Genomic DNA, 218 nt, shown 5'->3' on the forward strand with positions numbered 1-218 from the left:
GTGCAATTTCGGACAAGACCAACTCGCCAAAGTCAACGATCTTGCCGAAGAAGACCACAACAAAGCCGACCAAGAAACAGGACGACCAGCCTTCTACGACAACGCTATCCCAACCGAATACAACCACTCGATACGAATCAGAAAAGGCCCCATGAAATAGCACAAAAAGTGTCCGACCGACGACACGCCGACCGGACACACATTTTGCTACTTAACCC

At 50.0% G+C, this 218-nt stretch carries 1 pseudogene; it reads left to right on the plus strand.

The features are described 5' to 3' along the window. A pseudogene (locus HMPREF2690_RS11895) lies at positions 1–160 on the plus strand (IS256 family transposase); the annotation flags it as partial. Positions 161–218: the final 58 nt, after the last annotated feature.

This window comes from Corynebacterium sp. HMSC034E11 (assembly GCF_001835905.1).
In the GTDB taxonomy this organism is placed as follows: domain Bacteria; phylum Actinomycetota; class Actinomycetes; order Mycobacteriales; family Mycobacteriaceae; genus Corynebacterium; species Corynebacterium coyleae.